This is a genomic window from Paenibacillus sp. QJM3NY_38 (assembly GCF_056173265.1).
Genome location: NZ_CM149665.1, coordinates 6474121 through 6498802 on the forward strand (window position 1 = coordinate 6474121; position 24682 = coordinate 6498802).

General features: G+C 39.7%; 24 protein-coding genes and 1 riboswitch. All 24 genes read right to left on the reverse strand.

Features of this window, described 5'->3' with window-relative positions; genetic code table 11:
* Positions 1-66: 66 nt before the first annotated feature.
* Entirely contained in the window at positions 67-1014 is a 948-nt protein-coding gene (locus AC0VZ8_RS30060) for a cation diffusion facilitator family transporter (protein ID WP_034273111.1), read from the reverse strand.
* A gap of 243 nt (positions 1015-1257) precedes the next feature.
* Complete coding sequence (locus tag AC0VZ8_RS30065; RefSeq protein WP_051425121.1) at positions 1258-2343, reverse strand: copper resistance D family protein; 1086 nt, start codon at positions 2341-2343, stop codon at positions 1258-1260.
* Positions 2340-2957 carry a copper resistance CopC family protein gene (locus tag AC0VZ8_RS30070; RefSeq protein ID WP_051425122.1) on the reverse strand — a complete coding sequence of 206 codons (618 nt, stop codon included), beginning with the start codon at positions 2955-2957 and terminating at the stop codon, positions 2340-2342. Before AC0VZ8_RS30070 ends, AC0VZ8_RS30065 begins: the two co-directional genes overlap by 4 nt.
* A gap of 167 nt (positions 2958-3124) precedes the next feature.
* A complete protein-coding gene (locus tag AC0VZ8_RS30075) occupies positions 3125-3985 on the reverse strand; it encodes a M56 family metallopeptidase (RefSeq protein WP_028406953.1) in 861 nt (286 codons plus the stop codon).
* Positions 3978-4403, reverse strand: coding sequence for a BlaI/MecI/CopY family transcriptional regulator (locus tag AC0VZ8_RS30080; RefSeq protein ID WP_028406954.1), 426 nt, complete (start codon positions 4401-4403; stop codon positions 3978-3980). The genes AC0VZ8_RS30075 and AC0VZ8_RS30080 overlap by 8 nt, the downstream gene beginning before the upstream one ends.
* A 198-nt stretch (positions 4404-4601) precedes the next feature.
* Complete coding sequence (locus tag AC0VZ8_RS30085) at positions 4602-5345, reverse strand: pirin family protein (protein ID WP_051425223.1); 744 nt, start codon at positions 5343-5345, stop codon at positions 4602-4604.
* A gap of 194 nt (positions 5346-5539) precedes the next feature.
* Positions 5540-5824, reverse strand: a complete 285-nt coding sequence (gene qoxD / locus AC0VZ8_RS30090; RefSeq protein WP_028406955.1) for a cytochrome aa3 quinol oxidase subunit IV — start codon at positions 5822-5824, stop codon at positions 5540-5542.
* 2 nt (positions 5825-5826) lie between these two features.
* Positions 5827-6423 (reverse strand): cytochrome aa3 quinol oxidase subunit III, encoded by a 597-nt coding sequence (gene qoxC, locus AC0VZ8_RS30095; protein WP_028406956.1) that lies wholly within the window; start codon positions 6421-6423, stop codon positions 5827-5829.
* A complete protein-coding gene (gene qoxB, locus AC0VZ8_RS30100) occupies positions 6420-8369 on the reverse strand; it encodes a cytochrome aa3 quinol oxidase subunit I (protein ID WP_028406957.1) in 1950 nt (649 codons plus the stop codon). Before qoxB ends, qoxC begins: the two co-directional genes overlap by 4 nt.
* A gap of 24 nt (positions 8370-8393) precedes the next feature.
* A complete protein-coding gene (qoxA, locus tag AC0VZ8_RS30105; protein ID WP_332295939.1) occupies positions 8394-9317 on the reverse strand; it encodes a cytochrome aa3 quinol oxidase subunit II in 924 nt (307 codons plus the stop codon).
* Between the two features lie 333 nt (positions 9318-9650).
* Positions 9651-11855: a heavy metal translocating P-type ATPase gene (locus AC0VZ8_RS30110; protein ID WP_411552372.1), complete on the reverse strand. Its 2205-nt coding sequence runs from the start codon at positions 11853-11855 to the stop codon at positions 9651-9653.
* A 146-nt stretch (positions 11856-12001) separates the two neighbouring features.
* Positions 12002-12376: an ArsR/SmtB family transcription factor gene (locus tag AC0VZ8_RS30115; protein WP_332295941.1), complete on the reverse strand. Its 375-nt coding sequence runs from the start codon at positions 12374-12376 to the stop codon at positions 12002-12004.
* Positions 12377-12503: 127 nt separating this feature from the next.
* Positions 12504-13541, reverse strand: a complete 1038-nt coding sequence (locus AC0VZ8_RS30120) for a flavin-containing monooxygenase (protein ID WP_475485305.1) — start codon at positions 13539-13541, stop codon at positions 12504-12506.
* Between the two features lie 134 nt (positions 13542-13675).
* Complete coding sequence (locus AC0VZ8_RS30125) at positions 13676-14152, reverse strand: C40 family peptidase (protein ID WP_332295943.1); 477 nt, start codon at positions 14150-14152, stop codon at positions 13676-13678.
* Between the two features lie 3 nt (positions 14153-14155).
* Positions 14156-14289, reverse strand: a riboswitch (cyclic di-AMP (ydaO/yuaA leader).
* 255 nt (positions 14290-14544) lie between these two features.
* Complete coding sequence (gene lgt, locus AC0VZ8_RS30130) at positions 14545-15450, reverse strand: prolipoprotein diacylglyceryl transferase (RefSeq protein ID WP_475485306.1); 906 nt, start codon at positions 15448-15450, stop codon at positions 14545-14547.
* Between the two features lie 391 nt (positions 15451-15841).
* On the reverse strand, positions 15842-16291 hold the full coding sequence (locus AC0VZ8_RS30135) for a disulfide oxidoreductase (protein WP_034274782.1): 450 nt from the start codon (positions 16289-16291) through the stop codon (positions 15842-15844).
* The gene (locus AC0VZ8_RS30140; RefSeq protein WP_028407063.1) at positions 16292-16975 is read right to left on the reverse strand and encodes a DsbA family protein; all 684 of its coding nucleotides are present in this window, start codon (positions 16973-16975) and stop codon (positions 16292-16294) included.
* Between the two features lie 106 nt (positions 16976-17081).
* Complete coding sequence (locus AC0VZ8_RS30145) at positions 17082-17795, reverse strand: cytochrome c biogenesis CcdA family protein (RefSeq protein ID WP_028407064.1); 714 nt, start codon at positions 17793-17795, stop codon at positions 17082-17084.
* Between the two features lie 44 nt (positions 17796-17839).
* The gene (locus tag AC0VZ8_RS30150; RefSeq protein ID WP_034274786.1) at positions 17840-18697 is read right to left on the reverse strand and encodes a cytochrome c oxidase assembly protein; all 858 of its coding nucleotides are present in this window, start codon (positions 18695-18697) and stop codon (positions 17840-17842) included.
* 292 nt (positions 18698-18989) lie between these two features.
* A complete protein-coding gene (locus AC0VZ8_RS30155) occupies positions 18990-19355 on the reverse strand; it encodes an ArsR/SmtB family transcription factor (protein WP_028407066.1) in 366 nt (121 codons plus the stop codon).
* Positions 19356-19438: 83 nt separating this feature from the next.
* Entirely contained in the window at positions 19439-20848 is a 1410-nt protein-coding gene (lpdA, locus tag AC0VZ8_RS30160; protein ID WP_475487786.1) for a dihydrolipoyl dehydrogenase, read from the reverse strand.
* 33 nt (positions 20849-20881) lie between these two features.
* Positions 20882-21517: a CadD family cadmium resistance transporter gene (locus AC0VZ8_RS30165; RefSeq protein ID WP_332295951.1), complete on the reverse strand. Its 636-nt coding sequence runs from the start codon at positions 21515-21517 to the stop codon at positions 20882-20884.
* 26 nt (positions 21518-21543) lie between these two features.
* On the reverse strand, positions 21544-22215 hold the full coding sequence (locus AC0VZ8_RS30170) for a class I SAM-dependent methyltransferase (protein ID WP_332295952.1): 672 nt from the start codon (positions 22213-22215) through the stop codon (positions 21544-21546).
* A 319-nt stretch (positions 22216-22534) separates the two neighbouring features.
* Positions 22535-24682: a heavy metal translocating P-type ATPase gene (locus AC0VZ8_RS30175; protein ID WP_332295976.1), complete on the reverse strand. Its 2148-nt coding sequence runs from the start codon at positions 24680-24682 to the stop codon at positions 22535-22537.

The window sequence follows — 24682 nt, forward strand, 5'->3', positions numbered from 1 at the left end:
ACATATTACAGAAGCACGCATCAACGCTCTTGGTTCCAATAACGGGAAGCTCCATATGCGATATCCTCAATGCTCCTCAATATCACACTGTGTTTCCGGACCGTCAACTTGAATCGTTGTATGTTTAATTTTAAATTGTTCCTCTAGAATGCGTTCAGCCTTTTTAAGGACCACGGCACTATTTTGTATATCATTCACGACGATATGACAGCTAAGTGAAGGGAAGTCCGACGAAATAGTCCAGACATGCAGATCATGTACCTCGATCACATGTTGAATGGAACTAAGGATATCTTGAACTTCGTTGACATTAATATTGGATGGTGCCCCTTCCATGAGAATGTGGATTGAATCTCGAGTCACCCTGAAAGCACTCACGATGATAAGAATGGACACCAATACGCTTGCAATCGGATCCGCTAAGTTCCAGCCGAAAAACATAATCAGTAAAGCAGCAATAATGGCTCCAATGGAACCAAGCAGGTCACCAATTACGTGAAGAAAAGCACTCCTTATGTTAAGATTTTCGGACCTGTCACCCTTCATCAGAATATAGGCAGCAGCTATGTTAACAATCAAGCCAATGGAAGCAATAATAATCATACCTGAACTCATAACTTCAGGTGGCTCAGAAAATCGTTTATAAGCTTCCCAGAATATATATAAAGAAATTACGATTAAAGTAATTCCATTAATAAATGCAGCTAAAACCTCAAATCTTTTGTATCCGAAGGTTTTATATTTACTGGCTCTTCGCTCCCCAAATATCATAGCAAAATAGCTTAATCCAAGTGCAGCAGCATCGCTCAACATGTGACCTGCATCAGAAATTAAAGCAAGGCTGTTAGTCATGAAACCGCCAATGGCTTCAACAATCATATATGCTGTAATGATAATAAAAGAAAGTCTTAAGGCTTGTTTATTCACGTTTTTACCATGACTATGTGAATGACCCCCATCTTGGGAATGGCCATCATGACTCGAGTGTTGAAGTGCAGCGCTTTTTGGTCCCATTGATTTCAACTCCTCATGCTCATAGTGTATTCAAACGATTTATGGGTTCGTAATACAGGGTTCCCAAAATTAAACTAAATTACGCTGGTTTGTTTTCAACCTTCACCTCTTACACATTTTCGTTAATATTCTTGTTTAAATACTTACCTTTTTTAACAGACAACAGAAAAAGAGCCTAATCGTAAAATGATCAGGCTCTTTTGGGATAAGTAATTTCATTTAACTAACAATATAAGTCTTAACTCAGGATACTAAGGTCATAAATCCTACAAATGAAACAAATGTAAATATAACTGCACAAATCAGAGCAGCGTAAGCATTCTTATTTTTCTTAAACAACAGGTACATTGAAACAATACTACAAAGTGCCACTATAAAGAGGAACACAGATATCGGACTCCATGTAATTTCAACTGGAACCCGCACTCCTTCTCCTTGGATCAACCACATATATAACTTAGATGCTGATGATTCCATCAATTGAGGATTTAAATCATGAGGGGCTGGCTGCTGATTCATATAGCCTGTAACGGTATAGATCAGTAGAATAATGATTCCCTCGACCAGCACCCACTTTTTAGGATTGAAATCCGTATGGTTTAGCTTCCTTTTTACTAAGAAACCGTTCAAGAAAGCAATGACCAAAAGTGGAATCACGAAAAGATGTTTTAACAATAAGGATTGACCATATGAAGTGATCCAAGAGTTCACATAATCAGGATCTGTTCTCATATTTAAAAGTAATCCGGATACAAGGATGATAACCATAGCGATAATTGCGAGCGGATGATACCATCTTAAAAACGCCTTCCACTCATCTGCTTTATTGGGTATATACAAGCCGGCAACGACCAGAATTCCTGCCCAAACGCTTACAGAAAACAAATGTAAAAATTGTGTCCAAAAACCTATGATTCCAAAATTGGACGATGCATGGCTTGACCACGATAGAGTCCCGATAATACCGATCGCTACCAAGAATAACCCCGTAAGAGCTATTTTATTGGTTCCTTTACTATTAACTCCTTTGTTCACCAACACGATACTGATAAATAATCCGGTGAAAATCACTGTCCAAATATATGCTTTCCCTTCTGAGAAAAACAGCATGACATTCTTAAATATAAGTGCAAAGCCTGCATCATCTGAGAAAAAGAGAACAATTCTGAGAACCGGTAGGAACGAAAAGATCGCTACTCCTACTGCTGCTATGATTAATAATTTGGCAGGGAATTTGACTTGTGTATGAACACGTGGGACGATAATGCCCCCGAATAAAATAGCCAAGCAACTATAAAGTATGGGTTCCCCTATCCAATACCAATTCATTTTTTCCTCCGAGTCATTCCTCTTCCTACTCCAGCTATAATCAGGATAATCACAATACCAACCACAAAATAAATCCAAATATTATTTTTTTCCGTTTGATTTATGTCCGACTCCGTATTCGCTTGATTACCGCTTGCAGTTTCGGATGTCACCTCAGGAGTTTCCTCCGGCTCAGAAACACCCTCTTGATCTGCTATTTCCGGATCATTCGCATTGGTTTCTGTAACCGGCTCCTTTGCTTTTATATCGACAATAAAGTCATATTTTCCTTCTATAGGGTGACCGTCTTTCCCAACAATTCTCCATTCAATGGTATACGTACCATTTTCAAGAGCCGTCCCATCCATAATATGCCTTGTCATCGTTTTCCCCTCAATCGTAGTTTGATCAAGAGGCACTTCCTGTTTCGATTCATGAATGATTTTAAAAGAGCTAAGTTTTTCAATATTCGTGTTAAATTGCAGTGATACATCCTTAAGTTCCGTCGTTACGGTTTCCCCTTCTTTGGGTGATGACGTTTCCAATTGAGTATGTGCAAATATGGTAGTTGGGAAGGCAAAAACAAGAGCAAAAAGCATACCTATTATTACTTGCTGACCTATTTTCTTTATCATAATAAAGCAACCCTTTCAAATTTAAATTAACATTGCTATCAGACTAACACATGAAGATATGTTCATTCAATAATGTTAAAACTCTAATTCTGACAAATTTAAGACAGAGTGAATTTCTTATGCAGAAATTCACTCTGTTAGATTGTTGCGCACTTCTTAGGAACGAATTAAATACATTCCATGATGATGATAATTCCCATTAATATTGGCACGACCAGGGAAGCATACAATGCTTTCTTTCTAAACACCATCACTTGTAATTGACGCTCAGGGTCCATCAGCTGCTGAATTCGATAATTTATCGCGGTATGCGAGAAGTGCACGCCATAACCCGGAGTTTTTACGGTTTGATTCTTGATTAAATCAAGAAGTACATGGCCTAAAGGCGTCTCACTCCCCATCTTTGCAATTGCAAATCGGTCTGCATTCAGTTCCATCCATATTTGATAGTATTGGACCAGCTCTCTTACGATCGGTACATAAATAAGGCTCTTCGAACTGATGCATAACATTACATTATGAAGAGGATGCCGCCTTAAACAGTGAAACGATTCATGTAAAATAATTGCGTTAAGTTTCTCTTCATCGAAATGGTTAATAAGACCGCTAGATAGCACGATGTAGGGCTTAAAGAATCCTGATGTCACGGCAATCTTTCTTGAATCTGAGACTACTTTGATCTTACAATTCAAATCTACGTTTTTTTCTGAATAGTAAATAGACAAATCAGGCAATTCGTTAGAACTAACGAATTTACCCCAACTTCGATATAGAAAAAATTGTTTTATGGTTTGATAACTAAGAATGATGAGCGAATACGCAATAAAAGCATTTATAAAAATCTCATGATTAAACAATGCATCTCGAATGGTAGACATCATCAATGGGGTAATATCGGAATCAAAAGGCACGTCTTTAATTTGGTGAAGGACATTGTAACCCATCTGAAGCAAGACAGTTGCACAGATTAGTAAAGCAATGGTTAAGGATATTTTCGGATTATGACTAAATTCACTTGGTTTATTCATCTCGTCTCATTTCCTTCAACTTTAGCTCTAATTGTTTGATTAAATCAGGGTCAGCACTGTCTAGATTATCGATTAGATTTTTGACCAAAAATGTACCAAAGTCCGCAAAGAGGCTGTCTGTAACAGCTCGTGTCTGCTCAGTAATAAACTCCTCTTTCGTTTGGGGGGCATAAAAATGTGACACCTTTGCCCGCCCTTTACCCGTTGATTCTCTAATGAGATATTCCTTTTCCACCAGTCTTGTCATGACTGTCATTACAGCGTTTTTTGATATAGGAGTCTCATCATCAATCATCTCGTGAACTTCTTTTATTGTGACTCTACCTTTTGCCCATATGATATCCATAATTTTCGCTTCTAACGAGCCAAAAAAACGATTAAGACCTTCCTCATCCATGTTAATCTTTTTTATTCGCATGATAATCCACCTTTTCCAAGTTGATTAATATCATAGTATGATGATTTAAACCGACTACTATACTTTAAATCATCTTTGGGGATATGCCAATAACACGCATTCAACTGGATGGGGATCCTTTTTATAGGAATAAAAAATATCTTAATCGGTCTCGGAACTAAAATCGACGAATAGCTTTACCCAGACCTGAATATGCGCTTAAGCAAAATCATACTGCCTTACGTCAACAATAACGGCTCGAAGGTAACCATTGTGAGAAGTTTGAAGATGTACATCTTCTGCGTCACTTTCCGTGGAATAAACCGCCACAAAGTCCCCTTTTTGAAAGTAGCCTAAACCATCATTGAGATTCCCTTGGCCTTCAACGATAAACATGGTCATGACTCGAAACGGTGCAAGGGTTAATGACATTGATACCCTGTGCTCAAGTTCCAAATCTATCATGGAAACATCTGTTTTTAGAACAATTGGGGAATTGTCACCAATGATCTGACGAACTCTCACACCTCCCTTTTGTTTCACAGAAAAAGCACTAGACTGATACCCACGATGGCGCGGAAGATCCCTAACACTTTGAGAGCGTTTCGGATCAAACCATATTTGAAATCCATGTGCTCGGGGACCTAAGAAACGCTCTTGGTGACATAACCCCGTTGCAGTCTGCAGTACGTGGACTCCCCCCCGACTAACTCTATAGACCTTCCCTTTCACGTCATCATGTTCCATTGTTCCCTGAAGCATGTAAGTCAAAATTTCGAACCGGTGATGATATTGTATAGGGGAACTAAAATAATCACTTACTCGAAACCAGTTCCAGTAAAACAGAGGACCCACTTCCTTTTCGTCCGGTGTTTTGCCACAACTGACGGGTATATGACCGTTTAATTGTGCCCCCCATTCCATAAACCCTTGATTACGAGGTGGATAAATGTGAATGTTCATATATAGCCCCCTGTTAAAACAATTCAACTCGTATGAATGAAGAATACGCCACCAATAAGCATTCAGGGAGAGATGCTGATTTACTTATAGATAAATGTTACATTGAAACCAGCGGCTACTTATTGAAATAACAAGAAGTAGTCGCCAACCAGTGCAACATCTATAGAGAATTGCACATTGATTCAGATATCAAATTAGTAATAACCCCAGATTAATGTCAGAAGTGTACCGAATACCGTGACTAAAGCAATGAAAATCCCATAATACAGACTTGTATATATTGATTTCTTATCTTCCGTTTCACCAGCATGCATAAACACAACTAATTGTATAGCTGCCTGAATGAACGCTGTAACAAGAAGAATAGTAGCCCCGACGGCGAAGGACATATCCAAAAAGTATACCGTAAGAGCAGCAGCGATCAAGACAAGTGAAAATACAAAACCTATCACTTGTTTTCTCGGAAATAACTCTCTCATGTTCACATCATTCCTTTCAGGAAGACGAAGCTAAAGATGAAAATCCAAACAACGTCAAGGAAATGCCAATACAGCGAGAAAATGAAAGCTTTATTCGTGGTTGCCGGTGTTAATCCATGCTTTTTGATTTGAAGGATAATGAACAATCCCCAGGCTAAACCTATCGCAACATGCGCCCCATGAATACCTAAGGTAGTAAATAGAATCGCAGTAAAACCGCTAGTCTGGAGAGAAGCCCCCTCATGAACGTACACAAAGAAATCATATATTTCGACACCTAGAAAGCCTAATCCGAGAAGCAACGTAATCAGAAAAAATGTGATCATGGCTTTTGGTCTTCCTATGCGCATAGCATGTATGCCTAATCCGATTGTAAAACTGCTTGCCAAAAGCAAAATAGTTTCAATTATTACTGGGGCGATTTCAAATAATTCAGCACCTGTCGGGCCGCTGCCTGTTCGATTAACTAGTGTAAAATAAGAAGCAAACAGCGTTCCGAAGAGTGAGATTTCAGCCCCAAGAAAAATCCAAAATCCAAAAATATTGAGTCGATTTTGTTCTGTTCCATATTCTAGTGGGAGCGATGGATCTGTTTTCATTCTCTAACCTCCCCCAATCTTTTTTCAGTATCAATAATTTTTTCAACTGGGATGTAATGTCCATCATCTTTTTCAAATGAGCGATAAGCCAAACAAGCAAAAATTCCGATTGTAGCTGCAATGGCGACGCCCCACATCGCGAACACTAGTGCAAATCCCCATACGAAGAAAATAATCGCCATGATGAATGGTAATCCGCTATTATTCGGCATATGAATTTGATCTATTTTATTTCTGAAAAGTTTGAATCCTTTCTTCTTATAATCCCAGAACGCTTCAGTTGAATTTACCGTTGGAATTACAGCAAAGTTGTATTCAGGTACTGGACTGTGTGTCGCCCACTCTAATGATCGAGCGTCCCAAGGATCAGCCGGAATATCTCTTGATGCAAAGCGAGTGCTGTAATAGATGTTATACACGATAAGTACAAATCCGATTAAAAGCCCAATTGCTCCAATAAATGAAATCATATTCCACAGACCAAATCCGGTAGACTCTGAATATGTGTACATTCGTCTTGCCTGTCCGTCCAAGCCAGAGATAAACATAGGGAAGAAGGTTACACAAACACCTACCGCAATAAACCAGAATGCCCATTTCCCAATTCTCTCATTTAGCATAAATCCGAACATTTTTGGCCACCAGTAAGTAAGACCCGCAAGCATCGCAAAAACGACTCCTGGAATAATAACCAAATGGAAGTGAGCCACTAAGAACATGGTGTTATGGTACTGATAATCCGCACTGGCCATTCCCAGCATGACGCCGGTTACTCCACCAATTGTGAAAATGGGGATAAACCCTAAGGAATACAGCATGGGAACCGTAAAAACAATTTTTCCTTTTCGAAGGGTGAATAGCCAGTTAAATATCTTGATCCCCGTCGGTACGGCTATAGCCATGGTCGTAATCGAGAAGATGCTGTTCACGAGCGCTCCCTGGCCCATTGTAAAGAAATGATGTACCCAGACTAAGAATGAAAGAGCAGAGATGGCAACCATGGATATTACCATGGATTTATAGCCATAGAGATTACGTCGAGCAAAGGTAGAAATAATCTCACTATAAATACCGAATGCCGGCAGGATTAAAATGTATACTTCTGGATGTCCCCAAACCCAGAACAAATTAGCCCAAAGCATGTCCATACCGCCATCTGCCGTTGTAAAGAAGTTGGTGGCAAATAGTCGATCCATTGTCCCCATGATGAGCGCAATGGTTAGTACGGGAAACGCAAACACAATAATAAGGTTGGTAATCAGCGCAGACCATGTGAACATAGGCATCTTCATCAAGGTCATACCTGGTGCTCTCATTTTTAATATCGTCGTGATAAAGTTGATACCCGTTATTAAAGTACCAATGCCCGAAATTTGAAGAGCGAACATATAGTAATTCGTTCCTACGGACTGGCTAAACTCGTTCCCGGCAAGAGGGAAATAAGATGACCAACCAGCATCAGGAGATCCACCGATTACAAAAGAAATGTTAAATAGCATGGCACCGGAAAAATATAACCAATAACTTAAAGCATTCAGCCTCGGAAATGCAACATCCCGAGCGCCAATCTGAAGTGGCACCACAAAGTTCATTAAAGCCATAATGAATGCCATCGCCATAAAAATAATCATGACAACCCCATGGGTTGTAAATATTTCATTATACTCTTGGGCTCCAAGAAGATTATTATCAGGTACGGCCGTTTGTGCACGCATCATAATCGCGTCTGCGCCGCCTCTGAATAACATCAGCAGAGCAGATATGAGATACATGATACCAATACGTTTATGGTCAACCGTGGTTAGCCACTCACGCCATATGTAACCCCATTTTTTATAGTAGGTTAAGCCAAAGATTATTGCGAAAACGGTAAGAGCTATAGCAACCATTGAGGCATAAATTGTCGGCCCCGGGTTGGGGACGGCAAATCGATCGAAAAAATCCATGCTCCTGTCTCCTTTCTGCTGAACTCAATGGTTCATGTTACTCATATTGCTTTCATCAGGATTCTGTTTGCCTATCTCTTCAGTTGGAGGATCACCTTTAGAATCCGTTTCTTTGGTTGAAGGATGGTGCCCTGCTGGAGGTGGTGAAAAGCCTAAGTGTGTTCCTGTAAATGTGGACTGTCCAAGATGTCTTGGTTCGAGCAGTTCGTTAAATTTCTCTTCGGTGAGAGGTTTAGCTGTTGCTTTAACTTCAGTGACCCAATCATCATATTCTTCTGGAGAAAGTGCTTTTACGCTAAACGTCTGTTGAGCAAACCCTTCACCAGAGAAGTTAGCATTACGGCCGGTGTATTCACCTGGCACATCAGCTGCAAGATTTAAAGTGTTTACCATATCAGCCATGGCATATTTCTGTCCACCGAGCTGGGGAATCCAAAAACTCGATATGGGTCCGTAAGAATACAGTTTGAATTGAATCGGTCTGTCAGTCGGGATAAATAAGTAATTTAGGGTTTCGATATCTTCTTCAGGATAACTAAAATGCCATTTCCAGTTGGAAGAAGATGCGTATATGACTAAAGGCTCCTCCTTATATCCTTTAGGGATAGCCTCCACTTCATAAGTGGATTTCACCGTTACAAACGAAAGGAAGGCTACGATTAATATGGGGATCGATGTCCAGAGTATTTCGAGTTTGAGACTTCCTTCAATATGAGGAGGTTCATACTCTTCACTTTGCTTAGAGGCTCGATACTTCCTAATAATCAAAACATAAAGCGCAATCACAACCAAAACGACAATCGCCATGGTCCAAATAGATATCATAATGACATCAGCTGTTGTACGAGCTTGTGGTCCCTTTGGATCTAAGACCTTAAGTGGCTCACAACCGGTCAGAACAGTGGCAAAAATAAAGATCAATGATAAAGCTGCCCATTTTATTTTCATGAAGTACCCCTTTCTCATAAATTCAAGATATACGTTTTATGGTTGTCGGATCGTACTCATTAGTTATCTTTCCTTCACTCCTCGCTGTCGACTTATATGTGCTTAAACCATTGTATATAATTTAGACTACGCATTGTAGTCTTTTATGCGGAATGTCATAACTCTTTCACGCTTTATTCACCTTTTCAACACAGATCAGCCTCAGAATATTCACAACCATGCTCTTTATTGTTAGATGGTTTATATCCTGATGCCAGGAGATAGCATCCGAAGCTGGCTATAGGACTGCTATGGTTAAGAAATAAAAAAAGAGCCGCTTAGGGCTCTTTGAGCTTAACTCTTCATGACACGAATTGCGTTTAATACAGCGAGGAGTGTTACCCCTACATCGGAGAACACAGCTTCCCACATCGTTGCAATGCCAAAGGCTCCAAGTAACAAGAACACGGCTTTGACACCCAGCGCAAAAATAATATTTTGCCACACGATTCTTCTTGTCCGCTTCGCTATTTGAATCGCTGAAGTGATCTTGGATGGTTCATCTGTCATAATGACGATATCTGCAGCTTCAATGGCTGCATCAGAACCGAGACCCCCCATTGCAATTCCTACATCAGCCCTAGCTAATACTGGTGTATCGTTAATCCCATCTCCAACAAAAATGATTTTCTCTTTTGCTGTCTTCTGTTGATCCAGCTTTTCAATTTCTTCTACTTTATGCTGTGGAAGCAGCTCAGCGTGAACCTGATCTAATCCGAGCTTGCGTCCAACATCTTCTCCTACAGTTTTGGAGTCACCGGTTAACATAACTGTCTTCTTAATGCCCAGTTCTTTCAATGAGCGAATAGCCTCTGCAGCATCCTCCTTCACTTCATCCGAAATGACAATATATCCTGCATAAGCTCGATCAATACTAATGTGTACGATAGTACCTAAATCTTCAGGTTGATCAAATGGAATTTGTTCTCTCTTCATTAATTTTGCATTACCAGCCAAGACTTCTTTTCCACTAACCTTTACTTGAATGCCATGACCAGATATTTCATTGTATCCTTCCAGTTCTTCTTCACGTGTTTCCTGACCGTATGCTGCTCTTATAGATTCTGCAATCGGGTGGGTAGAGTGCATTTCAGCATACGCTGCATATTTGAGCAACTCCTCTTTAGATATTGCCCCGATAGGTTGGATATTGGTGACGGTAAATGCCCCTTTTGTAAGGGTCCCTGTCTTATCAAAAACAACGTATTTTACATCATTAAGAGCTTCGAGATAATTACTTCCTTTAACCAATACCCCTTTTTTCGAAGCAGCTCCAATACCACCAAAAAATCCGAGCGGAATTGAAACAACTAAAGCGCAAGGACATGAAATAACTAAGAATACTAAAGCACGATAAATCCAATCAGAGAATGTGGCTCCACTTATAATAAGAGGAGGTACCACAGCAAGCAATACCGCAATAATGACCACCACTGGCGTATAATAGCGGGCAAACTTTGTTATGAAATTTTCTGTTGGCGCTTTTTTACTGCTGGCATTCTGAACTAGATCCAGAATTTTCGAAACTGTAGATTCACCAAATTCCTTGGCAACCTCCACAGTTAAAACCCCATTTTTGTTTATAAATCCACTTAAGACATCATTGCCTGGTTCAACTTCCCGTGGAACCGATTCACCAGTTAATGCAGAGGTATCCACTGCTGACATCCCTTCAATGACCCTACCATCCAAAGGTACCCTTTCGCCTGGCTTTACGACAATAAAGTCACCGATCTTAACCTCTTCCGGAGATACACGTTTTGTATCGCTACCTATTTTAAGGTTTGCATAGTCAGGTCGAATATCTAAAAGAGCACTGATTGACTTTCTAGAACGATTTACAGCGATCCCTTGGAACATCTCCCCTACCTGATAGAACAACATCACGGCGACACCTTCAGGGTATTCCTGAATGGCGAAAGCACCAAGTGTTGCTATTGTCATAAGGAAGTTTTCATCAAAAACCTGTCCGCGAACAATATTTTTGGCTGCCCGAAGGACTATATCTCCACCTATAACAATGTAAGCTACTACAAACAGTGCAAATTCTAAATAACCGGAGAAAGAAGACAATAAGCCAACCGCTGCAATAGCGGTACCAAACAATAAACGAATTAACATCCTTTTCGTATTCTCATTTCCATGGTCATGAGAATGTCCGTGATCATCTTCATGACCGTGAGTGTCCTCTGAATGTGATGCCCCTGCTGCAGATTTGTTCTTTTCAATCACTCGGATATGAGGCTCTAGTGTTTTCACTTTCTCCTTGGCTTTTGATACAATGTTTTCAACCTGTCCGGTCGCAGTTTCCATCGTTAGTGTCTTCGTTACAAAATTAACGGAACAGGAAGTTACACCTTCAATTTTCTTAACACCATTTTCGATTTTCATTGCACAGTTAGCACAATCTAGTCCCTCTAATATCAATTCTTTTTTAACCCTTTGTTGTTGAGCTTCCATCGTATGTTCTCCTTTCCACCAATCTTTCCGTAAACACATGAACAATTATTCATATGTTATTTAAACTCATTATATTCAAATGAAAACTTAGTTGTCAATTATTTCGTACAATCTCCTCTAAATTAGGTGAAGACTTTTAAACACATCAAAAAAAGCACCAGCAGCTGACTGCGGGTGCTTTCATGTTAATCTCCATGCATTGTATGTTGTAGGGTTTGTGTAAAAATTTGCTCGATGTGCGTATCATCCAATGAATAAAACACCGTCTTGCCCACTTTACGACGTTTTACGATCCTCATATTACGAAGGTATCGCAGTTGATGCGAGATCGCTGACTGTCCCATCTCGAGTAATACAGAAAGATCATGGACACATAATTCTTTCTGCAATAAAGCATTGATCAATTTAACCCGAGTAGGGTCACTGAATGCTTTAAACCAGTCTGCCACTTGAACAGCTGCATGCTCATCAATCATTCCGGCCCTAACTTGTTTTAAATCAGCCTCAGACCCAAAACATGATGTGTCACAATCTTCAATCAAGGGATCCTTCTGCTCCATTCTGTAATCACCATCCTATTTACCATTACCACTTATTTTATAGCAAAGGCACAAAAAACGAAAGGATTACGATTAACAAACCGAATTTTGTCAGAAGAAAGTGTCCCGAACTACTTCTACCCCATTTTTATTCTCTCAGCAGGTGCTCAACAATTCGCTGAGCATCATACTTCACCCATCCAAGCAGTGCTGATCCTCTAGATGTTTGCCACGGTAAGCCAACAAAGTAGAGCCCTTTTACAACAGATACACCTTCTATATGATCGATATACCCATCTTTAAATGCCGCTTCTATATCTATCCAGTGATCATCACGTTTAAAACCTGTAGCCCAGATAATGTTTTCGATATGTATGGGAGATTCTTCGTTCTGAAAATACACCTTTTGATCTACTATCTTTTCGGTCCTTACATGAAGTCTTATCCTTCCTTGTTGAATGAGCAGCTTTAACTCTTTTCCATAGATCTGTTCTGGCATTGCATGCAACCATTTACCTAACTTACTTTTGCGGTTTGCTGTTAAAAAGCCCACCTTGTCGAAATACCAAAAAATACTCTTCCCGAAAATATGTAACGGTTTATACTGGATCTCACCGCTTGCAGACAGATGCACTTCAAAATCATCTGCCAACTCACTGGCAATTTGGGCCCCAGAGTTTCCTGCTCCTACAACAAGAACAACCCCTTCCTTGAGTTGGTTCTTATTTCGATATTCAGAAGAATGTAATTGTATAACTGCATCACCAAGCTTGTCATGAAAAGAAGGTACTAGTGGCTTCTGAAAAGGACCGGTGGCTACTATAACTTTTTTTGATCTAAATGTACCCTCCGATGTGGAGACTTCAAAGATTCCATTGTTCATGGTTAATGATGTAACTTGTGTATTACTTTGAATAGGAAGCTCTAAACGATTCGCATAATCTTTCAAATAATCGGCAACCTCATTTTTATGTGGTAAACCCTGAGGATCACCTTGAAAGGGAACACCTGGTAGACTATTATACATTCTTGGCGTAAACAGATGAAGAGAATCATAGCGATCTCTCCAAGAGTCACCAACCTCCTTGTGACCATCAAGGATGAGAAAATCCACAGATTTTTGTTTGAGATAGTAAGCAGCCGCAAGCCCGGCCTGACCTCCACCGATGACAATAACATCTAACATATAAAGATTTTACCTCCTATAGTCGTTTTATTTAAAGTATCATATGAACATTCATTCATCAATTGCATTGTTAAATTTCACTGATCATAAAAAAACAAGTCCTCATTCTCATGGACTTGTTCATTAAAAACCATTTAGTTGTAACTTCCGACCATCATCGTGTAACTCTTTTGACTAATGGTTCTTCTTGCTGTTACATAACGTTGTTTGTAATAGGATTCTGATAGGCTACTTATCCTTACACCCTTACTACTGGACGAATGTGCAAATTGACCATTACCGATATAAATTCCAGCATGAGATATTCCCTTGCCACTTGTATTAAAAAAAACTAAGTCCCCCGGTCTCAGATTAGCTTTAGACACGGGAGTGCCAACTTTGGCCTGGGCTTTTGATGTTCGTGGTAAATCTAGATTGAATTTATCAAAAATGTACAGAATAAAGCCGGAACAATCAAAACCACTTGAAGTTGTACCTCCCCATTTATATGGAGTTCCAACGACTTTACTTACTTCAGTAGTCAACTTAGGTTGATTATCTGCATACGCACCGGTTGCTCCCGAAGACAATATAATGGCAGACCCTAACAATGACAGTAAAATTTTCTTCAAGATGTTTTCTCCCTTCAATGCCTACGGAGTTAGCTGAGGGTTCGGTAGAAGGATCCCTATACTCCCTGTACTACAAGAATAATTCACCCAAAAATGGTTCCCCCGTTTTCAAAAACGAAACTCGGCATAATTTATTAATATTTTGTAACCCTACATAATGTAGTCTATTTTTTTCCTATTGTCAATCTTATCTTAATAATTCATTAAATCCATTAATAAATGTTCATATTTGTTCAAATCCCCGTATCTATCGGACTTATTCATCACATGTATTCGAAAAGAATTCGTTTTGAACGCAGAAACAAATAAAACAATATTGTAATACTTTTGCAAAGGCTCGAAATTTAAAATAGCAGTTGAACCAAGTTCGACTGGCTCTTGTATTAAATTTATCAAGATCTATTACTGGCGATTGGGTCTGCATATCGTTCCTGATGTTTTCTAAACCTTCGGTGTGCCATGAGGCAAATAGCAATTAGGATAATCAAGACACTTAACAACTGCGAGACACGAACTGTACCATAACTCATTTCGCCTTCCTGGAACATAAGCCCCATCGGTGACCAAAGTAATTTCATCAAATCTGCAAGCCAGTTAGAGGCAAACCAGGCTAAACTGTCGGTACGCAGTCCTTCGATAAAAAACCGTCCGATGGAATACCAAGTGAAATAAGTCAAAAATAATTCTCCTGAACGTAGAAAAGGCTGGCGTCTCAACCATAAGAGCAACAACAAACCAACCAAATTCCAAATGGACTCATACAGAAAGGTCGGATGATAATAGACACCCTCGATATTCATTTGATCGACAATAAAGTTAGGCAAGTGTAGTGTTGTCCTAAGAAAATCCTCAGATACTGGCCCTCCATGAGCTTCTTGATTTATATAATTTCCCCAACGCCCGATCAATTGTCCTATAATCAAACCAGGAGCACATAGATCTGCAATACGCCAAAAATTATAGCCACGTATACGAAAGAAAAAAATCATAGCAACGATCGCTCCGATTAAAGCTCCGTAAATGGCGATTCCACCGTTCCATATTTTGAAAACGTCCCAAAAGTTATCGCGGTAATCTTCCCACTTGAATATGACATAGTAAGCTCTAGCCCCGACGATAGCCGACGGCACGCCAACTAGCACCATATCCAAAAAGAACCCTGGATGGATCTGATACCGCTTGCCTTCTTGAATAACAACGATTAGACCAATGAGAGCTGCTACGCTTAAGATAATTCCGTACCAGTATAATTGGATTGGCCCTAATCGAAATGCAATTGGACTAATCGCATCGAACAAACCCTTTCACCTCAATCCCATATCGTTAGTAACCGATAATATTGAGTAGTTCATAATTAATGATGAAATTTCGATTAAACATCCTATATTTAAATAAGGAAGGCGATACATGTTGAACAATGATTCTTTTCTTTCACTTCTCAAGCCTAGGATTATCATCTTAAGCTCACTGTTACTGTTTACTATGATTAGTATCGTTTTTCTGACGGATATCTATTTTATTCATTTCAACAAAACCGTTCATTTGATAGCACATTATATCAGTCCGTTTATCATTCACTTACTGTTATCCCTTTTTGTAAAGAACAAGGTGTCCTGGTTACTTGGTGCAACGCTGACAACTATTATCTCACTAGTACTGATTCTAGTAGTCGTTTTGGTGTTTTTTTAGCTAGGAACCTAATCTTGGACTCACACCAGTCTCAGATCTTGTGAGTGCCATTAAAATTGTAATTAAAATAAATGCTACTAAGGCGAGAAAAGGAATGGTTATAAAACCGAACCAGTTAATGTATTGTACATTACACGGCACCCCGTTCGTGCAGGGCTTGATTGCTGCAAATCCAGGGACCTTCTGCTCCAAATAATGAAATAAGGAAACGCATGCTCCAAAAATCGAAAATGGAAGCACATATTTTTTTATGCTTGTCTCACTGTAAAAGGCCGCAATTCCAAGAATGATACTGAGTGGATACATTAGTATTCTCTGATACCAGCACAATTCGCAAGGAATAAACCCCCTTATCTCGCTAAAATAGAGGCTTCCAAGCGTTGCTGTAAGTGCTACAACCCAAGCTAAATATATTGTTTTGTCACGTACCACTACTCGATCCCCTCCCATCTACTCCTTCAGTTGCGCATTGATTAAGGATGATATCTCCTCATAATCAAACGGGTTCGTTACCATAACATTATTGATCATAATCGTGGGTGTTTGTTGTACATTATATTCACGGACTAATTCCTCATCTAAAGCAACTTGGTCTTCGATCTGCTTACTTCCCATATCTTCTTTAAGCTTCGCTAGATCGATATTAGGTGTATATTCTTTAGCAAGCTCCAGCGCCTTTTCTGGGGTTAGCCATGCGTTATCATGCTGCTCTGTTTCAGGTTGTGCATTAAATACTTCATGATGAAATGTCCAATATGCGTCAGGATCCTGCAGTAGTATTGCTTCTGCAGCAAGTGCGCCTGTTTTTGACTCATCACCATGAAAAAGAACATTAATATAGGAGAATGATGCTTTTCCTGTTTCGATAAAGTCCTTCGAGAGTTGTGGCATTATATTCTCTCCCCAGGCTTTGCAGGAGGGACATTTATAATCTCCAAACTCCACGATAGATACCTTTGCGTTTTTGTCACCTAGAGTAGGCTGGTTTTCCGTGGCCGGTGGGTTGTCAAATACCCCTTCCGAACGATTTGATGGTTGGCTGTTCTGGTTTAACAATACCAAAGCTACCACCAGGCCCACAAAAATGATGGTGAAAATAACTAGATTTTTTGATGATTTCTTCTTATTATTCATGTTTCACCTCAGCTATTTATTCGTTTAGTTGCTTTTTTTTTTAGATGTTTGCTTACTTGCCGTTTTATATGTTTATCACCGCCTTAATTCCAGATCTCGAACTACATCAAAAACCTGTAAACCCGCCGTATAGCCCGATTAACCATATGGTGATTTTGGTCATTTGATCTGTGTAAAGCAATATTCCGGTAAGAACCATCATCGCCCCGCCAATTTTCATCATTAGTGAAGAATATTTTGAGATCCATTTTAATCTGCCAATAAAAAAGGCCATAATGAGAAACGGAATCCCAAACCCTAATGTATATGCACTTATGTAACCCACTGCCTTCTCAGGGTTTGTTACTCCCATAGCTAAAACGGCTGAAAGAATGGGTCCGATACACGGTGTCCATCCTGCAGAGAATGATAATCCAACTAATATCGATCCAAGATATCCTGACGGTTTATGCTTAAATTGAAACTTCCTATCTTTCATTAAAATCTGTAACTGAATAACTCCTAGCATGATTAATCCCATTACAATCACTAATAATCCACCTAATTTTTGAATCAATTCGCGATTATTCGAGAACAAATCTCCTACTAAACTGGCTGATAACCCTAATGCGAAAAAAATGACAGAGAATCCTAGCATAAAGCATATGGTATGAGCAAAAGCCTTCTTTTGCATGATCCCCTTACCATCCTTTAACTCCTTAACAGAAATTCCGGTAATGTAAGATATATAGGATGGATAGAGCGGAAGACAGCAAGGAGATATAAAAGACAAAAATCCTGCTGCAAATGCTATCCATAGAGTCAAGTTCTCTGGGCCCATGAGTTAACTTCCTTTCTACAACGAGAAGCCATCAATAATCGTAATTAATAGTTATTACGTTGATTCGGTGAGTCATATACAGCTTCAGCAACTTCAATGGGGTCATCATGTTTCTCCTTTCGGTACCATCTTGCAGAAATGATTGCCAGTGTGACTACAAATGCTGCCTCTTGCGTCATTTTCATAATAATTCCGCCTAATTGCTGATCATCAATTGGACTCAAAAATGAAAATAGTTGGGGAGCATTCACATATGGATCATAGAGAATGTTGCCGGCAAAAATTATGGCTACACATGCTGGATATAACAGGATTGAATTCGCTGCAATATACCCTAACTTTTTTACATTCGATAGTTTATCAAGTTCTGGTACAGGGCACATAAGTGGCCACCACATCTGAAATGATGCAATTACTAACAAAACATGATATAAGCCTCCTAGGAATGGGATCTCCATCAGCTTATTAAAAACAACTGGGAAATGATATAAGGATAAAGCAGAGTTAAATAGAAACATGGCTAAGATAGGTTGATTAAAAAATGAGAGAAACTTCGAGGAAAACTTGGAATTTAATAAAGGGCGTATTAACCATGATGGCGTACCTAAATAAAAAAACAGCGGCATAATAAAGTATAATAAAGCTTGCTTCAGCATGTGAGCGCTAAATAACACATGATGACTAAACGCATTGATGGGACTTCCAACCGCTATATAAAACGTAAACAAACCTGAAATAAACAATATTTTTTGTCTGGTTTTAACTGGTTCACTTTCATAAAAGCGGTTACGTAATGGACCAACATATAACAAGTAGATTACAGATAATAAAACGGTTATAAAAAATACGAGCGGACCCCATAATTCTGAAAAACTAAAATGTGTTAATACACTCTGGTTCATCAATGGCAAAACTCCTTTTCCATATCAAACAGTTAAAAGACTACACAACATAGTATATTACAAATTAAAGATTACTGGTTATTACAATTGTTTGTCAACTTACTGAACTGAATATAATATGTGTATTTACCATTTAATTTTAGGACTCGACAAGGAAATGAACAAAGAAACGGGAAGATCTGCACTCTAAGTGAGTTCAATCTACCCGTTTCTATTCGTCAATTAATATGAGAAATCACAAAATTTACAGATTCATTTGAACAGAACTGGTCCTCTTTGGATGATTATAGGCTCAAAACTGAATACTTTCTGACTGATGGTCTACAGCTAGCTTTATCAGCTGCTTTAACTGCATATCTTCTAGTGAGTAAAACACAAGTTTTCCTTCTTTGCGGTATTTCGCAATCCCCATATTTCTAAGCAGTCGTAAATGATGGGATGCTGTCGCCATTGTAGAACCAATAATATTGGCCACATCGCAAACGCACAACTCATCCTCATCGCATAAGGCATAGGCGACTTTTAACCGTGTAGGATCGGCAATGACCTTAAAAATTTGGGACATATTTTGAAAATCATGATTACTCAACTTTGCTTTAACACGTCTCACTTTATCTTCATCGTAACAAAATATATCGCAGGTATCCTCTGTTGACATGTGTAACACCTCAATCTCATACTCATTTGAGTATTATCATATTTCAGTTACGGATGGTTGTCAAAAAGCCAATATACAGCAAACTAAATATGAATAGGATGTCCAAGAGCCACTTCAGCTGCTTCTGCAGTCAATTCACCAAGTGTTGGGTGAGCATGTATTGTAAGCGCAACGTCTTCTAAGGTTGAGCCCAGTTCAATGGCTAATGCGATCTCCGGAATCAGATCGGATGCATTGGTCCCTACAATCTGTCCACCTAACACCAGGCCTGTCTTCTTATCCCCTACTAGCTTTACAAACCCTTCAGCTGAGGTCAAAGATAAGGCGCGTGCGTTTGCAGCTAGTGGAAACTTACCCGTCAACACATCAAAGCCTTGCTCTTTAGCTTCGTACTCGCTTAGGCCGACCGAAGCGATTTCCGGATCAGAAAATACAACGGAAGGAATCACTTTATAGTCAAAAATACTTGGAAGTCCTGCAATGGCTTCTGCTACGATTTTCCCTTCATATGAAGCTTTATGAGCCAACGCCGGTCCTGGAATAATATCTCCAATCGCGTATATATGTGGTAAACTGGTTTGACCTGACTCATTGACTTCAACAAGTCCTCGTTCTCCTATTTTGATACCAATTTTATCGAGACCAAGTTCACCATCCGTATTGGGTCTACGACCGACTGTAACCAGTACATAATCAGCCGTCGCTTGTCTTTCTTCATTATTTACTGTAAACGATACGGTGACTTCTTTCTCCATTTGCTCAGCTGACTGTGCCATCGCATCCGTATACACAGTCGCACCCAACGAACTTAAGTTCTTACTTATAATGCGTGTGATATCCTTTTCGAATCCTGGCAATATGGTACTGGATCCTTCTAGTACCGTGATTTCTGTTCCGAATTTTGCATACATTTGTCCAAGTTCAATACCGATATAGCCTCCACCAATGATAATGATACGCTTTGGAATTTCAGTGAGGCTTAAAGCTTCCGTCGAGGATAGGATACGTCCTCCGAAAGGAAATGATTTTAATTCAATCGGACGAGAGCCTACAGCGACGATACAGTTTTCAAAATGAACATGATAGCTTTCCTGCTTATTAGATACTTGTACTTCACGGTCACTAATGAATGTTGCTTCCCCTTTGATAACCGTAATTTTATTTTTCTTCATCAGCGACTGGATACCTGACTTCAGCCGATCAACGACTTCCTTCTGCTTCCATTGCTGAATTTGGGAGAAGTCAATTTCAATATTCCTTGCTGTTAATCCGGGTATTCCCGAATTATGCATATGCTCGTGTTTATGTGCTGCCGAGATCAACGCTTTGGACGGTACACACCCGCAATTCAAACAAACGCCGCCTAGTTCAGACTTTTCAACCAATAATACTTTCTTCCCGAGCTGAGCTGCTCTGATTGCAGCCACATATCCACCTGATCCTCCGCCAATTACCAACAATTCAAAGTGCTGATTTGCTTGATTCATCCTAATCTCCTCCATCTCGTTTATAAAAATTTTGTATTATTAATTCCATAAGCTTCTGACAACATCTAAAACATCACCATGAAGCATGATGGATATACCCAGAACGATAAAAACGATTGGAATGATAACATTACCGTACTTTTGCAATATCTTCACAATAGCTGGGAAACTCGCTAGACGATAACCCAAGAAACACCAGACAGCTACCATAACCAAGAAAACAATCGAGATATAGATGAGTGAATCACTACTTTGGGTTGTAAAAAAAGGGATATATATTCCCAGGTTATCTCCACCGTTTGCAAAGGTAATCGCTGCTACCTTAGCAGTCAATGGACCAAAAAAACGATTACCGGATAATTGAGACTTTACATCACCCAATTTCTCGAGTGCTTCCTCTGCTTCATCTTCCTCTTTGGTAAAGAACATTCGAATACCAAGATAAATAGGTATCAAACCAAGGAACCCAGCCCACTCTGGTGGTAGAAAAGTAAAACCAAAGGCGCCAAGAAGGCTCAGTATCACTAAAAGTCCGAACCCAAGGTACTGACCAATCACAATTTGCATATGACGCACTTTATCAATTTGGGCAAAAAAGATCATGAGGATAAAAATATCATCAATGTTGGTTACGATAAAGGTACCAATGGCCGATAAGAGTTGTGTAATAGACATGGATGATTCTCCTTTCTATATGGGGCTTAACTACACTTCTTTGCTTTATATAGCGAAAGACTCCCATATAAGGTTGTATATTGTGTTGTTTGCTTTATCGTATGGAATCCAGCCTTTAGGATAAATCCAGGTAAAAGTCCCTTTACATTATCCGTGGTGGTTGAAAATCCATCGAGGATCTGAATGGAATAATATGCAACACGCATAATGCCATTTTTCGCTCTCCCCCAATCGGCGATATGAAGCTCTCCTTCTGGTTTAAGTACTCTGAATATCTCCTTTAATGTTTGGAGCTTGTTTGTTGTGGTTAAATGATGAAACATTAGACTGGTGACCACACAATCAAATGAGTGATCAGGGTATGGTAATTCGTACGAGTTCCCTTGATCAAACTTAATATTTACATACCTCTGCGCGGCCTTTGCCTCTGCAATTCGAAGAACATCGGGATCAATATCAAGACCGGTGACCTCTGATTCAGGATAGCTTTGTTTTAATTGCACCGTTAATGTACCGGTACCACACCCAAGATCAAGTATTCGTTGTCCTGGATAACTTTGAACTTGTTTGATTAATTGGTTTTTAAATGTAGACTCTCTCATCGTCCAACGTAATACCGAATCGTAAAAAGACGTGAGCCAGTGAAAACGTAGAGCCGGAATATAATCCGATTTGGTTTTGTCGTTTCTCCTCTTCATTGATCTACCCCAATTCATTGAGAAATCAATAATCAAACAATTGTTTGAATGTGTGATTATAATACACCATTATTTTCTATTAGTCAAATGTTCGTTTGATAGTTTCCTGCACAAAAATGGATTATTTCCTGATCGGATTATCTTGTCACAAACGAAAAGACACACATACCAATGTGTGCCTTTTTAAATGAAAAGAAGCTGTAATATTACTTCGCATGGAGAAAAATCTCGCATCCAAATAATGTAGAGCCAAGAATCTCCTTGGCCCCATTAGAAAAAGCGACCTTCCTGAATTACACGTTGAAGTCGTAACTGTGTGTTATTCTTTCACACGCATGAGTCGTAATCCATTCAATGCAACGAGGAGAGTAGCCCCCATGTCTGAAAGAATGGCAATCCATAACGTTAACCAACCGGGTATAACAAGCAGCAAAGCGATGAGCTTGATGGCTAATGCAAACGTAATATTTTGTTTGATTATCGAGAGCGCATTTCGGCTTAGTTTAATTGTGAAAGGCAGTTTTCTTAGGTCATCCCCCATCAAAGCCACGTCTGCAGTTTCGAGTGCCGTATCAGTCCCAGCTCCGCCCATGGCAATCCCGACTGTTGAAGCAGCTAGTGCGGGAGCGTCATTAATACCGTCTCCAACCATGGCAACATTTCCGTATTCCGATCTCAACTGTTTAATGAAGTCTAGTTTATCTTGAGGTAACAATTCGGCCTGTACATCCGACACGCCGACAGTCCCAGCGATAGCCGTGGCCGTACCTTTGTTGTCACCCGTAAGCATAATGGTTTTTTTAATACCAAGTTGATGTAATTTTTGAATAACACCCTTACTGGAATCGCGAACTTCATCTGCCACAGCAATCACAGCAAGAATATTCTGTTCTGTACCAACAATCATGGCCGTTTTCCCTTGATTTTGGAGGGACGAAACCAATTGCTCTTGGTCAGGAGTAAAATGAACGGTTTGCAGTTCCTTAAAGAGTTTTGGATTTCCAATATAATATGTCGTTCCGTTAACGCTACCCTTAATGCCCTTGCCTGTTATGGATGAGAAATCCTCAACCATAATGTCCGAATAAGAAATATTGGATTCTTCTGCTTTTCTCATGATCGCAGAGGCGAGTGGATGTTGAGAACGATACTCCAAGGCAGTAATGATAGAGAGCAAATCTTTTTCATTAGCAGCTTTATTCAATACATTAAAATCCGTAAGAACAGGAACACCTTTGGTGAGCGTACCGGTTTTATCAAAGGCAATTGCTTTTAAAGCACCCATTTCCTCCAGATATACGCCGCCTTTGATGAGAACGCCCTTCTTCGCAGCATTCCCAATGGCCGACACAATAGAAATCGGCGTGGAAATAACCAGGGCACAAGGGCAACCGACAACAAGTACGGATAAGCCTTGGTAAATCCATGTAGTCCAATCTCCACCGAAGAATAATGGTGGGATCACAGCGACTAATGCTGCCACAATCATAATGATTGGTGTATAGTACTTCGCAAATTTGTCAACAAAGGCTTGCGATGGAGCACGTTCACCCTGTGCTTCCTCAACTAAGTGGATAATTTTTGCAATCGTCGTGTCATCCACAAGTTTGGTTACTTTAACTTCAAGCAAACCTTCTTCATTTAATGTACCGGCAAATACGTCATCATCTACTTTTTTCTCTACAGGGACTGACTCACCCGTAATTGCTGCCTGGTTTACTGCAGAATAGCCACTAACCACAACACCATCCATGGCTATCTTTTGTCCAGGCTTAACGATCATGATATCGCCTAGAGCGATGTCATCCACATGTATATTCATCTCCTGCCCATTACGTCTCACCAGGGCTTCTTTTGGTGCAATATCCATTAGGGAACGAATGGACTGTCTTGCGCGATCCATCGAGAATCGTTCAAGAGCTTCACTTATCGCAAAGAGAATGACTACAATTGCTCCTTCCGCCCATTCCCCAATAACTGCGGCACCAATAATAGCAACTGTCATCAGGGTTTTCATATCAAACTCAAAACGCATCAAGTTTTTAAAACCAACTTTAAAAAGCGAAAATCCGCCGATCACGATAGAGGCAGCAAAGAGCAAGGATGTAATCAGGTTTTCCTCACCGTTTACCATTAAGGAAAGGTATCCGAAAACAATCAGTAAAGCCGCATTCAATAACGTGCTATGCTTTTTATAAAATGGTTCCTTTTCTTCTTTGTTAGAGTCTGCTGTCGCTTCCCTTTGAGCCTTTTCTGGAGCAACCTTAAGATTCTCAAAAGCACCGGCCTTTTCAAGTTCTTCGATCGTTGTGTTACCATACACGGAAATTTTGGATGCACCGAAATTCACCTTGGCATCTTGTACTCCCGGAAGCTGTTTCACATTATTCTCAAACTTCCCTGCACAATTCGCACATGTGAAGCCTTCTACACGGTATACATTTTTTTCATCTGTTGATTCAGCCAT

What these genes read in the sequence shown, in the direction of transcription:
- AC0VZ8_RS30065 (WP_051425121.1), bottom strand. Translation starts at nt 2,343, where the DNA reads ATGAATTGGTATTGGATAGGGGAACCCATACTTTATAGTTGCTTGGCT.
- AC0VZ8_RS30075 (WP_028406953.1), bottom strand. Translation starts at nt 3,985, where the DNA reads ATGAATAAACCAAGTGAATTTAGTCATAATCCGAAAATATCCTTAACC.
- AC0VZ8_RS30175 (WP_332295976.1), bottom strand. Translation starts at nt 24,682, where the DNA reads ATGGCTGAATCAACAGATGAAAAAAATGTATACCGTGTAGAAGGCTTC.
- AC0VZ8_RS30150 (WP_034274786.1), bottom strand. Translation starts at nt 18,697, where the DNA reads ATGAACCAGAGTGTATTAACACATTTTAGTTTTTCAGAATTATGGGGT.
- AC0VZ8_RS30155 (WP_028407066.1), bottom strand. Translation starts at nt 19,355, where the DNA reads ATGTCAACAGAGGATACCTGCGATATATTTTGTTACGATGAAGATAAA.
- AC0VZ8_RS30140 (WP_028407063.1), bottom strand. Translation starts at nt 16,975, where the DNA reads ATGAATAATAAGAAGAAATCATCAAAAAATCTAGTTATTTTCACCATC.
- AC0VZ8_RS30110 (WP_411552372.1), bottom strand. Translation starts at nt 11,855, where the DNA reads ATGTGTTTACGGAAAGATTGGTGGAAAGGAGAACATACGATGGAAGCT.
- AC0VZ8_RS30060 (WP_034273111.1), bottom strand. Translation starts at nt 1,014, where the DNA reads ATGGGACCAAAAAGCGCTGCACTTCAACACTCGAGTCATGATGGCCAT.
- qoxB (WP_028406957.1), bottom strand. Translation starts at nt 8,369, where the DNA reads ATGGATTTTTTCGATCGATTTGCCGTCCCCAACCCGGGGCCGACAATT.
- qoxD (WP_028406955.1), bottom strand. Translation starts at nt 5,824, where the DNA reads ATGAGAGAGTTATTTCCGAGAAAACAAGTGATAGGTTTTGTATTTTCA.
- AC0VZ8_RS30145 (WP_028407064.1), bottom strand. Translation starts at nt 17,795, where the DNA reads ATGGGCCCAGAGAACTTGACTCTATGGATAGCATTTGCAGCAGGATTT.
- AC0VZ8_RS30115 (WP_332295941.1), bottom strand. Translation starts at nt 12,376, where the DNA reads ATGGAGCAGAAGGATCCCTTGATTGAAGATTGTGACACATCATGTTTT.
- AC0VZ8_RS30070 (WP_051425122.1), bottom strand. Translation starts at nt 2,957, where the DNA reads ATGATAAAGAAAATAGGTCAGCAAGTAATAATAGGTATGCTTTTTGCT.
- AC0VZ8_RS30135 (WP_034274782.1), bottom strand. Translation starts at nt 16,291, where the DNA reads ATGGGAGGGGATCGAGTAGTGGTACGTGACAAAACAATATATTTAGCT.
- qoxC (WP_028406956.1), bottom strand. Translation starts at nt 6,423, where the DNA reads ATGAAAACAGATCCATCGCTCCCACTAGAATATGGAACAGAACAAAAT.
- qoxA (WP_332295939.1), bottom strand. Translation starts at nt 9,317, where the DNA reads ATGAAAATAAAATGGGCAGCTTTATCATTGATCTTTATTTTTGCCACT.
- AC0VZ8_RS30120 (WP_475485305.1), bottom strand. Translation starts at nt 13,541, where the DNA reads ATGTTAGATGTTATTGTCATCGGTGGAGGTCAGGCCGGGCTTGCGGCT.
- AC0VZ8_RS30085 (WP_051425223.1), bottom strand. Translation starts at nt 5,345, where the DNA reads ATGAACATTCACATTTATCCACCTCGTAATCAAGGGTTTATGGAATGG.
- AC0VZ8_RS30080 (WP_028406954.1), bottom strand. Translation starts at nt 4,403, where the DNA reads ATGCGAATAAAAAAGATTAACATGGATGAGGAAGGTCTTAATCGTTTT.
- AC0VZ8_RS30170 (WP_332295952.1), bottom strand. Translation starts at nt 22,215, where the DNA reads ATGAAGAGGAGAAACGACAAAACCAAATCGGATTATATTCCGGCTCTA.
- AC0VZ8_RS30165 (WP_332295951.1), bottom strand. Translation starts at nt 21,517, where the DNA reads ATGTCTATTACACAACTCTTATCGGCCATTGGTACCTTTATCGTAACC.